The sequence below is a fragment of the Streptococcus sp. oral taxon 061 genome (assembly GCF_964211575.1).
GTDB lineage: Bacteria > Bacillota > Bacilli > Lactobacillales > Streptococcaceae > Streptococcus.
On the sequence record NZ_CAXOQQ010000007.1, the window covers coordinates 1 to 14,294 of the forward strand.

The 14,294-nt window shown below is 34.3% G+C and carries 13 protein-coding genes; all 13 read right to left on the bottom strand.

Annotated features, from left to right (window positions below):
- Nucleotides 1-157 precede the first annotated feature (157 nt).
- The 13 genes from ftsH to dnaA all read right to left on the bottom strand — a co-directional run bounded on the left by ftsH (nucleotide 158) and on the right by dnaA (nucleotide 14,289).
- A complete protein-coding gene (ftsH, locus tag AB8E63_RS06150; protein ID WP_036756480.1) occupies nucleotides 158-2,116 on the bottom strand; it encodes an ATP-dependent zinc metalloprotease FtsH in 1,959 nt (652 codons plus the stop codon).
- A 16-nt stretch (nucleotides 2,117-2,132) separates the two neighbouring features.
- Complete coding sequence (gene hpt / locus AB8E63_RS06155; RefSeq protein ID WP_006149113.1) at nucleotides 2,133-2,675, bottom strand: hypoxanthine phosphoribosyltransferase; 543 nt, start codon at nucleotides 2,673-2,675, stop codon at nucleotides 2,133-2,135.
- Between the two features lie 4 nt (nucleotides 2,676-2,679).
- Nucleotides 2,680-3,957, bottom strand: a complete 1,278-nt coding sequence (gene tilS / locus AB8E63_RS06160) for a tRNA lysidine(34) synthetase TilS (RefSeq protein ID WP_368910425.1) — start codon at nucleotides 3,955-3,957, stop codon at nucleotides 2,680-2,682.
- Nucleotides 3,954-5,222 (bottom strand): serine hydrolase, encoded by a 1,269-nt coding sequence (locus tag AB8E63_RS06165; protein ID WP_061863859.1) that lies wholly within the window; start codon nucleotides 5,220-5,222, stop codon nucleotides 3,954-3,956. The genes tilS and AB8E63_RS06165 overlap by 4 nt, the downstream gene beginning before the upstream one ends.
- Nucleotides 5,215-5,337, bottom strand: a complete 123-nt coding sequence (locus AB8E63_RS06170; RefSeq protein ID WP_004250924.1) for an SP_0009 family protein — start codon at nucleotides 5,335-5,337, stop codon at nucleotides 5,215-5,217. Before AB8E63_RS06170 ends, AB8E63_RS06165 begins: the two co-directional genes overlap by 8 nt.
- A 6-nt stretch (nucleotides 5,338-5,343) precedes the next feature.
- Nucleotides 5,344-5,712, bottom strand: a complete 369-nt coding sequence (locus AB8E63_RS06175; protein WP_368910426.1) for a septum formation initiator family protein — start codon at nucleotides 5,710-5,712, stop codon at nucleotides 5,344-5,346.
- Nucleotides 5,705-5,971 (bottom strand): RNA-binding S4 domain-containing protein, encoded by a 267-nt coding sequence (locus tag AB8E63_RS06180; protein ID WP_368910427.1) that lies wholly within the window; start codon nucleotides 5,969-5,971, stop codon nucleotides 5,705-5,707. The genes AB8E63_RS06175 and AB8E63_RS06180 overlap by 8 nt, the downstream gene beginning before the upstream one ends.
- A gap of 65 nt (nucleotides 5,972-6,036) precedes the next feature.
- Nucleotides 6,037-9,540: a transcription-repair coupling factor gene (mfd, locus tag AB8E63_RS06185; RefSeq protein ID WP_368910491.1), complete on the bottom strand. Its 3,504-nt coding sequence runs from the start codon at nucleotides 9,538-9,540 to the stop codon at nucleotides 6,037-6,039.
- Nucleotides 9,533-10,102 (bottom strand): aminoacyl-tRNA hydrolase, encoded by a 570-nt coding sequence (gene pth / locus AB8E63_RS06190; RefSeq protein WP_004250929.1) that lies wholly within the window; start codon nucleotides 10,100-10,102, stop codon nucleotides 9,533-9,535. The genes mfd and pth overlap by 8 nt, the downstream gene beginning before the upstream one ends.
- Before the next feature lie 72 nt (nucleotides 10,103-10,174).
- Complete coding sequence (gene ychF, locus AB8E63_RS06195) at nucleotides 10,175-11,290, bottom strand: redox-regulated ATPase YchF (protein WP_195184356.1); 1,116 nt, start codon at nucleotides 11,288-11,290, stop codon at nucleotides 10,175-10,177.
- Nucleotides 11,291-11,374: 84 nt separating this feature from the next.
- The gene (locus AB8E63_RS06200; RefSeq protein WP_004250933.1) at nucleotides 11,375-11,569 is read right to left on the bottom strand and encodes a DUF951 domain-containing protein; all 195 of its coding nucleotides are present in this window, start codon (nucleotides 11,567-11,569) and stop codon (nucleotides 11,375-11,377) included.
- Nucleotides 11,570-11,635: 66 nt separating this feature from the next.
- Nucleotides 11,636-12,772, bottom strand: coding sequence for a DNA polymerase III subunit beta (gene dnaN / locus AB8E63_RS06205; RefSeq protein WP_368910428.1), 1,137 nt, complete (start codon nucleotides 12,770-12,772; stop codon nucleotides 11,636-11,638).
- Nucleotides 12,773-12,930: 158 nt separating this feature from the next.
- Complete coding sequence (gene dnaA, locus AB8E63_RS06210; protein ID WP_368910429.1) at nucleotides 12,931-14,289, bottom strand: chromosomal replication initiator protein DnaA; 1,359 nt, start codon at nucleotides 14,287-14,289, stop codon at nucleotides 12,931-12,933.
- Nucleotides 14,290-14,294 lie beyond the last annotated feature (5 nt).

A 14,294-nucleotide genomic window follows, 5' to 3' on the forward strand; every position in this document is an offset into this window, starting at 1 on the left:
TTTTTAACTCTTTCTATTATACCTGCTTTTAGAATCTTGTCAACTAGTTTGATTTGTTTTTTCTGAAATTTTTTTACTGCTTTTCATAGATTAGTTTTTATAAATAAGAAAGAGAGGATATAATAGTATCCTCTCTTTTATCTCGTCTACTAATATTTTAGTTTTCTTCAGCCATTTTTGATTTGACTTCATCATATGATAGGGCACGTGATTCCTCTTCTACTGATTCAGGCATTTTCCCTGTTTCGTAAAGAGATTTGATTTGTGTACTATCCAATGTTTCATATTTCAATAAGGCTTCTGCAATTAATTTATGCGTTTCACGATTTGATTGAATAATTTCAGCTGCTTTATTACGTGCTTCATTCAACAATGCTCGAACTTCTTCGTCAATTTCATAAGCTGTACGCTCTGAAATAGATTTTTGTGGAGTTTGAGCACCAAACATTGCATGATTTCCTTCGTATTGAACAGGTCCAAGTTTTTCGCTCATACCATACTCTGTAACCATTGCACGCGCCATTTGTGTAGCTTGCTCAAAGTCGTTTGATGCACCTGTTGTTTGGACATTAAAGATGATTTCTTCAGCAACACGTCCACCCATCAAACCAGCTAATTGTTCTTTCATATCTTCTTTAGATAGCAACATTTGATCTTCTTTTGGAAGAGCAATCATGTAACCACCTGCACGACCACGTGGAACAATTGTTACTTTATGAACGACACGCGCATTTGATAAGACTAACCCTACGATAGTGTGCCCGGCTTCGTGATAAGCAACCATTTCACGTTCTTTTTGGGAAACAGTTTTATCTTTCTTAGAAGGCCCCGCAATAACGCGGTCTTCTGCCTCATCAATATCAGAAGCATCAATGACTGATTTGTTACGACGGGCAGCAACTAATGCCGCTTCGTTCAATACATTTTCTAAATCAGCACCAACAAAACCTGGAGTTTGTTGTGCTACTAACTTCAAATCCACATCTTCTGCTAGAGGTTTATTTCTAGCATGGACTTTCAGAATTGCTTCGCGTCCTTTAACATCTGGACGACCAACCAATACTTTTCTGTCAAAACGACCTGGACGAAGAAGGGCTGGATCTAGAACATCTGAACGGTTCGTTGCCGCAATGACGATGATTCCTTCATTTCCTTCAAAACCATCCATTTCAATCAAGAGTTGGTTCAAGGTTTGTTCACGTTCATCATTACCTCCACCAAGACCGACACCACGTTGACGACCAACGGCATCAATTTCATCAATGAAGATAATAGCTGGTGCAGCTTTTTTAGCGTCCTCAAAGAGTGAACGTACACGGCTGGCACCGACACCGACGAACATTTCTACGAAGTCAGAACCTGAAATACTAAAGAACGGTACTCCAGCTTCTCCTGCTACTGCTTTAGCAAGTAATGTTTTACCAGTTCCCGGAGGTCCTTCTAAGAGAACACCAGCTGGGATACGAGCACCTAATTTTGTAAAGCGTTTTGGATCTTTCAAGAATTCAACAACTTCAACAAGTTCTTGTTTTTCTTCTTCAGCTCCTGCTACATCTGAAAAGCGTACTTTGATATCTTCCTTATTAGCAGCCTTAGCTTTACTGCGTCCAAAGCTCATCGGATTGCGTCCGCTATTTCCTCCCATATTTCCCATCATAGAAAATAGGAAGAAGAATAAAATGGCAAATGGCACTACCGAAACTAGGATGTTAATCCACATACCACTTGAGCTTTCGTGCTTGACTTCAACTTGTGTTTGGTGTTCACCAGCTAGTTTTTGCAAATCTGCTACAGTAGTATCCGATGGAAGAATAATACTTGTAAATTTTTCTACTTTTGTTGCAGAAGGTGTGAAAAACTGAATACCTGTTTCCGGTTTTTCTGTTTTAGCAGTTTTATAGACACCAGACACTTCAATAACACTACCACTTGGTTGATAGGTTATTTCTTTTACATTGTCATTAGTGATTTCCTGCACCAATTCTGAGTATTTAATTTGTTGACTGTGCCCGGCAGCTCTCCCAGCGAAAAAGTACTGGAATCCCGTTACTAGCAAGAAAATCATCAACAAATAAAGAAATGGATTTTTTATAAAACCATTATTTTGTTTTTGCATTCAACAACTTACCCTTCTATTTTGAGTAAACTTCCTCTTTCAATACGCCTACATAAGGAAGGTTACGGTAATTTTCATTATAGTCTAAACCATAGCCTACAACGAATTCATTTGGAATTGTAAAACATGTATAATCTGCTTCAATTTCTACAGTACGTCCTTCTGGTTTATCCAGCATAGTAACAATCTTAACAGACGCTGCTTCTCTCGCAGTAAACATATCTCTCAAGCTTTTTAATGTTTGCCCAGTATCAATAATATCTTCTACAAAGACAATGTGCCTACCTTTAACATCTTGAGTGACATCTTGTTTGATATTAATGACACCACTACTTACAGTTCCACCATGATAACTAGAAACCATCATAAAATCCATTTCAAGATGAGTGTCGATATATTTCACTAATTCTGCCATGAAAGGAATAGATCCTTTTAAAATTCCAACTAAAATTGGATTTTTCCCTTCATAATCTTTTGTTAATTGAGCACCTAATTTCTTAGCAGCTTCTGTAATTTCATCTTGTGAAATCAAAATCTTCTTGATATCTTGTTCTAACATGATTTTACCTATCTATTTTTTCTATATAAAGTACAGTGTTCATTATATCATTTTTCATTTTTATACTCAAATCACTGAGTTCAATTCCTAAAATTAAACAAATTTGTCCGAATTGCTCAACAATAATAGCATTTTCTCGTTTTTCTGTAGGTATTTTTAAATCAATAAAAAGTCGTCTTAATTTTTTCCGATGACCGTTTATTATCAAATAATCACCTGGCTGTCGATGCCGCAAAATCAATGATGTTTCACGGGAAACATTTATTTGTTGAACATTTTCACCTTTTAGAGGAATTCCAAATGAAAATAGAAAACCTTCATAATAAACTTGATTTTGATAGTTTAACACACACTCACTACTTTTTTCATCAGACTTTGGTCTGATTTTACTAATTTGAAAGTGCTGGTATTCTTTTATAAGTTCATAACCATTTTTTATATTATGGCGATATTGACTCTTAGTTTTTAAAATATGATGAATTTCTTGAAATTGTTCTCTTGTTACATTTAAATCAGCAAAACGAATAAGGTATTGTTGTAGTAAAACTCTTTGTGTTGCTTCGGAAAAAGATAAAAACTGAGTTAAATCTTCTACATCAACCGCTTGAGATAATTCAGCCAGAGCAATTTGATAATCAGAAACTTCTTTTCCAAACTCTAAAATTGCTTTTTTCACCTGAACATTTTCTTTTTCTAACTGTGGCAGATAGAGGTTGCGAATACGATTGCGAAGATAGTGATTTTCTTTATTCGTTGGATCTTCAAAATACTCAATTTCAGGAAAATCCTTCTTATAAAAAGACAACAAAGGACGAATCAACTCTCCCTTATCAAACATTTGTCTTTCTTTAATAGCTGATAAATGTTGTAGTCTAACACCTCTAATCAATCGCATAAAGATCGTCTCAACTTGATCATCTGCATGATGAGCTGTTACAAGAGCTGTAGATGAAGTTTTCTCCATCACTTCTCTAAAAAATTCATAGCGAAATTGACGAGCATTCGCTTCTGAAAAATCTCCAGTAAAACAAGCTACATAAATTGGAACTCCAGCTTGTTCAGCTAGTTTTCTTAATTCATTTTCTTCCTGATCTGACTCTGGTCGTTGTTTATGATTTACATGAGCTAAAAACAATTCAATACCAAGTTCTTTTTTATAGGTCAAAAGAAGTTGAAAAAGAAACATCGAATCCAATCCACCAGACAAGGCTAGCACAACTCTTGAATGTCCTTCAAAGTAACCTTTTTCTAGAAAATGATTTAAAAAATCTCGGTCTCTCATTTTAGGACCTCGTAGACATCCTTAGCAATTTTAGAAATAGTGTCGTAATCAGAATTTTTGGTAAAGATTGAAATAACGAAAGGAGAATCTGTATAGACTATTCCCACATCGTGTTTAAATTCATCTGCATCCCCAATTTTATGGGCTACCTTAGCAGAAATATTCTTAGCAATCCGCTGATTATCAAAAGATGTTTGTGAAAGAGATTCTAAAACAAAACCATTCTGATTATAAATAGATTCCATAACTTGACCAGCCGTTTTAGCTGAAGCCATCTTATCTGTCACATCCCATTCTTCACCTGCGATAGTAGCCATTTCTTTTTTAAAGGCTTCATCTGATTTATTCGTAATATAATAAGCAAGAATATTATGAGCTACATTGTCAGATTCTTTTGCAGTTTTTGTGATTAAATCTTTGATTGTGTATTCTTTATTGTCCGCTGTTTTAGGGAGACTTCCGCTTCCTTCCGGTTTATAAGAACCAGGGAAATCATTAACTTCGGAAACATACTTCAATTTCGTGTCAAGTTGGTAATCACCTTGATTGATTTTTTCCTGAACAGAATAAAGATAAGGTAATTTCATAACACTAGCAGCGTACATTTTTTGATTTTCATTAATGCCAGCTTCCTTACCTGTACTCAATTGTTTAATATAAATAGAGAACTGTTCATTTTGATAATTCGCAGATAGCAACTCTTGTACTTTCTGAATACGATTATCATCATCGGAAATATAATCCGTCGAAATCCAGCCCGTTTGCTTGATATGTAAGAATTCACGACCTTCAGCAAAAATAGACATATCTGCTTCAACTTCTTGATAAGGCGCTAAAGTAGACTTTAATTCTTGTTGATCATAAGGACTATTATAAACGACAAATCCTGGTTCTAGCCATACTCGCTTAGAAAAATCGTTTACGATGGAACTATCGTATAAAAGTCGTTTGTCAGCCATTACAAATTGATTATTCGACAATTTAAAGACAGGCTGTCCTTGTTTATTTAATCGCCATTCTAAAACAGATAATTTTGTTTCTGCATTTACTTTACCCGATTCATTAATCAGGTCTTCTGTAGAATAAACTGGCGTCTCACCATAAAATTTTGGAGATTCTATAATATCTTGATAATAAAAATGATATGGAGTATGAGTTAAAGAATAAACTTCTTGTTTTGGAATGATAACTGGATTCTCAGTGCTTACTACTTGAACGCTTTTTAGGAAAATAGGAAGTAGTAATATCACTAAAAATTTACGCATTCTTTTTCCCCTCTTCTTCTTGCAGTCGTAACAGATGATTTTTTTGAGCTAACTCATCTAATTTTTCATCTGACTGACTTAAAAATTTTTCGATAATATCTAATAAATTTTCCATTTCGCATTACCTAGGAAGTAAGTCCGGAATTGTATAAACTTCCTCCCATGTTTTTGAATAATAATATTTTGCACGGGAATATTTAGCCGCATAGGATTCATCTTTTAGCTTAGTTGCTAAACTAGCTTCTTTATCCTTTTCATCGCTCAAGTCCTGATATTGTTTTTTCAAATCAGCTAGTTGCTGGCGACGTGTGAGTAATTGTTGGTAACTTTGTGCTAAATTGTAAGTTGGTAAGATGAATAGCAACATAATCAAAATCAAAACCCAACCCATAAAACGATTACGTTTTTGACGTTCTTCCATCATGTACTTACGTCGTTGGTGTTCATTTTGAATAAAAGAGTTATTCATTTGGATTATTTTTTTATACATCGCCTTCTACCCTTGTTTCACTAATGATTTCATACATTCCAGCTGCATCTTCTTTTTTAGTGCTATCTTTCATTTCAAGCACCTTTACAAGCAACAATTTATTTCCAAAGCGAATTTCAACTTGATCATTGATTCTTAAATCTGTTGAACTTTTAGCAAGGATTCCATTTACCTTGATTCGCCCTTTATCTGCAACTTCCTTAGCCACTGTACGGCGTTTAATAATTCGTGATACTTTTAAATATTTATCTAATCTCATCTTATAATACCTCAAATTATTATTGTACCATTTTTATCCCTTTTATAGAAGAAAAAAGGTAATCCCTAATGTGACTCTTTTAAGTCTTTTATCTTCGCTAACGATTCTCCAAAGGTTAAGAGTCCTTCTAAAATCTCATAGTCTTTTTTATTTCGAATATCAAAAACAACTTCGATTAAACCTTGATTTTCAGAAATATTAGCCTTCAAACTTGTCTGAGAAAGAGCCTGGAAATAATCTTGAGTTAAAAATAGTTGTTGCGATATTTTTTCAAATTGAATGACAAGCTTATTATTTCTTCTTTCAACACGATTGACAAAAACTTTATCAAGATAAGCTTTAGCTAATCCAATTTCTAAGAGGTAAGCAACTACATCTGGATACTCTCCAAAACGGTCAATTAACTCATCTTGTAATTCTTCATAGTTGACACGGTTGTCAATCTGACGAATTCTCTTGTAAATCTCAATTTTATGTCGTTCATCCGAAATATAATCATCTGGAAGATAGGCATCAATTTGTAGAATTAATTCAGCATTACCTTTTTCACGTTTCTTAGCAGTTCCATTTTTCTTAGCAATTGCTTCTTCCAGTAATTGAGAATAGAGTTCAAAACCAACAGAATCGATAAAACCTGACTGCGAACTTCCCAAAAGATTACCCGCTCCACGAATGGATAAATCGCGCATAGCGATTTTGAAACCAGAACCCAATTCAGTGAAACCTTTAATTGCCTCCAATCTCTTCTCAGAAACTTCTGTCAATGATTTATCTGGTCGATACATAAGATAGGCATAAGCAATACGATTACTACGACCAACCCGACCTCTTAATTGATACAAGGTTGACAATCCCATGTGGTCTGCATTTTCTATAAACAAGGTATTGGCATTTGGAATGTCTACCCCTGTTTCAATGATTGTTGTTGTTACTAAAATATCATATTCACCTTCGATAAAGTCAAGTAGTGTATTCTCCAAACGAATTTCACTCATTTGACCATGAACAAAACCAATAGAAGCTTCTGGAATCAGTTCTTGTAACTCTGAAACCTTCTTTTCAATCGTGTCAACTTTATTGTAAAGATAGTAAACCTGACCACCACGATCAATTTCTCTCAATACAGCATCTCGAATGACACGATCATTCTGTTCAAGGACATAGGTTTGTACAGGATATCGATTTGTTGGGGGAGTTTCGATGACAGATAAATCTCGAATACCTAGCATAGACATATGTAGAGTTCGAGGAATTGGTGTAGCTGTTAAAGTTAAGACATCAACCTTCTTTTTTAATTCCTTCAAAGCTTCCTTATGTTTGACACCAAAACGTTGTTCCTCATCGATGATGATTAATCCTAAATCAGCAAATTCAACATCTTTAGATAAAACTCGATGGGTTCCTATCAGGATATCAACATGGCCTTTTTTCAATTTTTCAAGTGTTTCAGTCTGCTCTTTTTTACTTCTAAAACGACTTAAAACATCTATATTGACAGCAAACTGCTCAAATCTTTCCTTGAAATTACTATAATGTTGCTGAGCCAAAACTGTGGTTGGTACTAAAACAACAACCTGTTTATGATTATTGACAGCCTTAAAAGCAGCTCGCATGGCCACCTCAGTCTTACCAAAACCAACATCTCCAACCAAAAGCCTATCCATTGGTTGAGAAGCCTGCATATCCTTTTTGATTTCATCTATACTTCGAAGTTGGTCCTCAGTTTCAACATAAGGGAAAGCCTCATCAAAAGCAACCTGATCTTCATCATCTTTTGAAAATGCAAAACCTTCAAGTTGACTCCTCTCTGCATATAACTTAATTAAGTCATCTGCAATGTCTTCAACTTGATTTTTAACTTTTTGCTTAGCATTTTTAAAACGTCCATCGTTTAATTTGTTTAACTTTGGAGCCTTACCATCACTTGAAACATACTTAGATAAGGTTTGGATTTGTTCTACAGGGATAGAAATACGATCTCCATTTTGATATTGGATACTTACATAATCTCGGTGAATCCCTTTGAGTTCAATCGTTTCGATTCCTAAATATTGACCAATCCCATGAATTTGATGAACAACATAATCTCCTTTTTGGAGTTCACTATAATCCTTTAATCTTTCAGCATTGCTAATATTTTGTCTTCTGTATTTGCGTTTAATCTTCTTTTTGAATATTTCATATTCAGTGATGAATACAAGATTCTCATCCACAAAATGAAAACCATGACGAAGGTTTCCTTCAACAAGATTGACAGTTCCTTTACAGATTTCATTTTGATTACTATTGTCAACTTTAATGCTATATTCATCAAGAATCGTTAACAGTTTTTTTAGTTCTGTTTGGCTACTTGATTGAAGAATAATGGTATACTTTAATTTTTTATAGCGTTCAATTTCTTCTTTCAGAAAAGAAAACTGATTGAAGAATTCTTGCATTGGATATTGATTAAATTGATAAAGATGATCAAATTTTAGATTTCCAAGTCCCTTTTGAAAATTAGAAAAGAAGCTGGCTGGTAAATATTTTTTAAACTGACTTTCTACATCAGCAAAATATTGTAAACCTGATACAGCTTTACTATTGTGTAAATCCTCTGTAAAGTAGCTAGCTGTTTCCTTATCAAAAATATCATACTGATTCATGATTTTTTGAAAATCATCAAAGATAATAGGCGCTTGGTTCAAGTAGTCAATTAAGGTCCACTGTTTTTTATAAAAAACAGACAAAAATTTACGAATATCAGCATGAAGAACTTGCTCTTTTGCACAACTAAAAACTTCTTCTAGGTACGACTTTAATGTAGGTGAAATAGTTTTATCAATCTCATGTTCTAAGAATTGTTGACCACGATTGTAATCCTCAACAGTTAATAAAATGTCACTAGCTGGATATATAGAAATTTCTAACCGACTATCTTTTGATAATTGTGTATCTGCGTCGAATTCTCTAATCCCATCTATTTCATCACCAAAAAATTCTATTCGGTAAGGAGATAGTTGTGAAGTTTCAAAGATATCTAAAATATCCCCTCGAAGACTAAATTCACCTTGACTTTGAACTTGAGTAACTTTTTTATAACCAAGTGAAATCAATTGATTTTTTAATTCTCTTTGTTCACACTCTTCGCCAACTTCAAGTTTTAACACACTGTTATCAAAGATTTGAGGATCTGGTAAGAATAAACGGCTAGCTGCCATGTTACAAACTAATATTCCTTTTTGAGATTTATCTCTTAGAAAACGCAAGGCTTCAACTCTTGAAAAAATCTTTTCTTGAGACGATACTAAAAATTCTACCATTGGTGAATCATCTACTAAAAATGGATAAACCATATCAGTACCCAGGATAGAAATTAAATCATTTACTAGACGCTCAGCTTCTCCATAAGTAGATGTCATTACTAAAATCTTATTCTGATTTTTAACACTACTTGCAATAGCTAAAGACTTTGCTGAACCAGAAAGACCTAGTAGTAATTGTCTCTGCTTGAAAGATAAATGTTCACCCCATAATTGTATCTGCTTGTTCTCTAAAAAGAATTCGATTAATGACATTCCCTTACCCATTGTATTTCTGCATTGTTTTTTCAAAGTTTTTCTCTTGTAAATAATAATTTACAGCATCGTCAACCTTGTCAATAGACTGTAAAATACCTATATAGTCATCCTTGTCAAATTTACTCAAAACGTGGTGAACAACAGACATTCCTTTTTTAGGTCTACCGATACCAATCTTTACACGATTGAAAACCTGTGTACCAATATGTTGAATAATTGACTTGATACCATTATGACCGCCAGCTGATCCTTTAGCGCGAAGTCGAATTTTTCCTACTTCCATGTCAAGATCATCGTAAATAATCAGTAAATCTTCGATATCTAAACCATAGTAGGTTAATAAAGCATGAACTGCTTTCCCACTTTCATTCATAAAAGTTGTTGGTTTCACTAGATAAATTTTTTCACCATTAAGGAAAAATGAAGCTAATTCAGCTTGGAATATTTTATCGTGTGTAAAAGATACATTCTGTTTTTTTGCTAGTTGGTCAATCAACATAAAACCAACATTATGCTTTGTCTCAAAATATTTATCCCCTGGATTTCCCAATCCTACAAGTAATTTTGTCATTTAAATTTCCTTTCAAAAGCCAAAAGGGTTGGAATTTTTTTCCAACCTAATTGACACTATTAAAAATGTTGATTATACGTTAAAGCGGAATTCCATAATATCGCCATCTTGAACGACATATTCTTTTCCTTCTTCACGCAAGCGTCCAGCTTCTTTTACCGCCTTTTCAGAGCCGTATTTAATCAAATCATCATAAGACATAGTCACTGCACGAATAAAGCCTTTTTCGAAGTCAGAGTGGATAATACCAGCTGCTTGAGGAGCTTTCATGCCACGTTTAAAGGTCCAAGCACGAACCTCTTTTTCACCAGCCGTAAAGTAGGTTCCAAGTCCTAATAGATGGTAAGCTGCACGAGTCAACTTATCCACACCTGATTCTGTCAAACCAATAGCTTCAAGAAACTCTTTTTTATCTTCATCGTCTAATTCAGAAATTTCTTCTTCAGCACGCGCCGAAATGACCACTACCTCTGCATTTTCTGTTGCTGCGAATTCACGAATCTGCTTCACATAATCAATAGAGTCTGGGTCTCCAACAACATCCTCATCCACATTCGCTACATAAAGAACTGGTTTCGTTGTCAAGAGGAAAAGACCTTTGACAACCTTTTGCTCTTCATCGGTAAATTCAATAGTACGAGCTGATTTACCGTCTTCAAGGACAGGTTTAATCTTTTGGAGAACGTTAAATTCTGCAACTGATTCCTTATCTTTTTGCGTACGTGCCATCTTTTCCACACGCGCGTAGCGTTTATTAACAGATTCTAAGTCAGCAAGAATCAATTCTAGGTTAATGGTATCAATATCTGCTAATGGATCTACAAAAGCATCTTCACGACCTTGCTCACGCATGACATTTTCATCATCAAAGGCACGAACTACATGGACAATGGCATCCACTTCACGGATATTAGCCAAGAATTTATTACCGAGACCTTCTCCTTTTGATGCACCTTTTACAATCCCTGCAATATCTGTAAATTCAAAGGTTGTTGGGACTGTCTTCTTAGGAGTAATCATTTCAGTCAATTTTTGGAGGCGTTCATCTGGAACTTCTACCATCCCAACATTCGGATCAATGGTTGCAAATGGATAATTTGCAGCCTCTGCTCCTGCTTTTGTAATTGCGTTAAATAGGGTTGATTTACCAACGTTTGGCAAACCCACGATACCTGCTGTTAAAGCCATAGTTTCTCAATCTCCGTTCACATTTCAATCTTCAATATTATAACACAAAAAGGGAAAACTTGCTAACCCTCTAACTACTTGCATTTAGTCGATAATTTTACTCATTTTTCTTTCAAAATCATAGCGACTCATCATGACAACATGATCACAATTACTGCATTTAATTTTGATATCTGCACCTAGACGTGTAATTTCCCAACGATTCGCTTTTTTGCCTGTAGATTTGATTGTACAAGCATGTGGTTTTTTCATTTCAACAAAATTTCCAACTTGATACATACTACTCTCCTTTTCATATTTCTGATTATATCATAAAAGAGGTGAGCTAGGCTCAACCTCTTTAACTTAATTTGTACGAACTGGTGTAATCAGCTGCATGAAATCTTCATCTGTATCAGCTGGTACCAAGGTAAATGGACGAACTGCTGAAATGAAGCTGATTGTTACCTTTTCACTATTCAAGGCTTTTAGTGCTTCAATCAAGTAAGTTGGGTTAAAGCTAATAGTTAAATCTTCACCAGATACAGCAATTGTATCGATTTCTTCGTTCACTTTACCAACTTCTGGAGAATTTACATGAGCTGTAACTACTCCTTGTTTGATTTCTAATTTTACAGTTCCGTTTTGAGTAGCACTTGATAAAAGACGAGCACGTTCCATAGATTGACGTAGATTCACAACATCAAAAGTCACTGTCGTATTAAAATCTGTTGGAATCAGACGATCTGTATCAGGATAATTACCTTCTAAGAGACGTGTATAGAAACTAATATTTTCGCTTCTAAAGAGAATTTGGTTGTTTGCGAAGAAAATCTCTACTGTTTCAATATCGTCCGTAAAAACAGCTGAAAATTCGCGTAGAGAGCGACTTGGGATAACAACATCAAAATTATCACTATTTTTTTCAAGAGTTAATTTTTTCTGGCTGAGACGATGTGAGTCTGTTGCTACTGTTTTTAATTCTTGATGATTACTCAAAACAAAGTGAACACCAGTCAAGATTGGACGACTTTCTTGTAAACTAGCAGCAAAAGCAGTTTCATTGATAATTTTCTTAAGAAGTTTTGTTTCAAGAACTAGAGGATTACTTGCTGAAATTTCCTGAATACGTGGATACTGTTCGCTGTCTTTTCCTTTCAGAGTAATTTCTGATTTTCCACTTGTTAATACAATCTGATGCTGCTCAATCTCTTTGAAATCAAGAGTCACATCTGGAAGACTAGAAACAACATTGATAAAGAAAGAAGCTTCTAAAAGAATTGATCCTAAAGAGTTAATCAAAAGACCTGCATTTTCATCTTTTTGAGAAATGAAATTCTCAATTGAAATTTGACCATTTGATCCAATTAAGGTAATTCCTTCGTTAGTCACATCAATTTTAATAGTTGATAAAACAGGAATAGCATTTTTTGAACTAATAGCACGTTTAGTAATATTTAATGATTGCAGGAATAAATTTTTATTAATAGAAAAATGAATCATGGAATCTCCTTTATTTATTTTTATTATTAGAAGGTTAATAGTAATAGTAGGCTGTGTGAAATCTGTGGAAAACCAAGTTTAGTTTAGAAAAATCAAGAAGTTATACTTGTTTAAAATTTGTGTATAAATCAGTAAAATTTTAAACACTTATCCACAATTTATTTGATTTTCTTTTTGATGGTTTCGATTTCTATACGTAATTTATCATCAGTTTCAATCATAGATTTGATTTTTGCATGAGCATGAATGACGGTTGTATGATCTTTACCACCAAATTCTTTCCCGATTTTTGGAAGACTATTATCAGTTAATTCTCTAGCTAGGTACATAGCAACTTGGCGAGCTAGAACAATATTCTGAACACGTCTAGTTCCCTTCATCTCCTTAACGCTCACATCATAAAATTTTCCGACTTCTTCTTGGATTTTTTCAATCGGAATGACAATCATGGTGCTGACGCTTTGTTTTCGAGCACGTATAGCTTCAGATGCAATATCAACAGTTATAGTGTTGATTTGTTTAACTTTAGCCATAAGACTAATGTCTTTGAGGGCACCTTCTAATTCACGTACATTTGAATCAAACTGGCCAGCCAAATATTCGATTGTGTCAGGTTGAAAATGATAATCTAAATCCTCTGTTTTACTGTTTAAGATAGCGATACGAGTTTCGAAATCAGGTGGAGTAATATCCGTTGTTAATCCCCATGAGAAGCGCGTGACAAGTCGTTCAGGTAGGTTTTCTAGTTGTTCTGGCCTACGGTCACTCGTTAAAACAATCTGTTTATTATTACTGTGAAGTTTGTTAAATGTATTGAAAAATTCATCCTGAGTTTGTACTTTATTTCCACTAAGAGATTGAATGTCATCAATAAGAAGGAGATCTAGACTTCGATAGGTTTTTTTAAAATTATCCATATCATTGAGTCTTAAATGATCTAAAAATTCATTAATAAAACTTTCAGCAGGAATATATTTTACACGCGCATTAGGATTTTTTTTGAGAATTTCATTACCCAAAGCATTGAGCAAGTGAGTTTTCCCTAGACCAGGTCCTCCATATATAAACAGAGGATTATAAGTTAGTCCAGGGTCTTCCGAGACGGCTAAAGCAGCAGACTTAGCCCAAATATTTCCATCACCTTGGATAAAATTATCAAAAGTATAGATGTCTCTTAATCCTGTTTCTGAATAGGGTATAGATTTTTTAATTTCTTCCTGTTGATGATTACTGTTTTCAATATTGCTTGCTATATCGGAGGTATTAGAATCTTCTTTAGTCAATACATATTGAGCTTTTATTTCAGTGTCATAGATTTGAAAACCGACAGCTACAATAATATCATTGAGTTTTGTACTCCAAACCATTTCCATTTCAGATCTTGGCAAAAATATGGTAGCTACATTTCCCTCAATCTTTATTAATTCAGCAGGTGTTGCGTAGAAATCAAACATTGATCGTGTCAATCTCTCTTTAGCTAATTCTAAAATCTGATTCCAAAATTGTTTTTCTTTCAACAACA